This is a genomic window from Verminephrobacter aporrectodeae subsp. tuberculatae At4, from assembly GCF_000193225.1.
GTDB classification, from domain to species: domain Bacteria; phylum Pseudomonadota; class Gammaproteobacteria; order Burkholderiales; family Burkholderiaceae_C; genus Acidovorax; species Acidovorax aporrectodeae.
Window position 1 is genome coordinate 1 of record NZ_AFAL01000278.1, and the last position, 534, is coordinate 534.

Here is a 534-nt window from a genome sequence, read left to right on the forward strand (position 1 = left end):
GCAGCAGTGCGGCCGCAGCAGCGAGCGACAAAAAGCGGTGTTTGGATGGCATGGAACGCTCCTGATGCAAACTTTCACTGTGCCGCAAAGCCGGCGCTGCGGCCAAGGGGAAATCCCTGAACTCCCGGGCGAGCATCCTGGAAACAAGGTCTTTTCAGCGCACGCGCATCCCGGGCGTGGCGCCGGGCCAGGGGGTCAGCAGGTAGATTCCGGGGTGGGCTTTCTCATCGCCATGGCTCGCGCACAGCACCATGCCCTCGCTCACGCCGAACTTCATCTTGCGCGGCGCGAGGTTGGCCACCAGCACCGTGTGCTTGCCGACCAGGTCTTGCGGCGTGCAGGCGCCGGCGATTGCGCTGAACACGTTGCGCAGGCGGCCCTCGCCCGCGTCCAAGCTCAGGCGCAGCAGCCGGGTGGAGCCCTCCACGGGGGCGCAGTCCACGATCAGCGCGATGCGCAGGTCGATCTTGCCGAATTCGTCGATGCTGATCGCGGGGGCCAGCGCCGCGCCGCCGGGGGCGGGGCCTTGCTGCG

General features: G+C 68.2%; 1 pseudogene. It reads right to left on the reverse strand.

From position 1 onward, the window contains the following. Positions 1-154 precede the first annotated feature (154 nt). A pseudogene (locus VTU_RS26165) lies at positions 155-534 on the reverse strand (methionine--tRNA ligase); the annotation flags it as partial.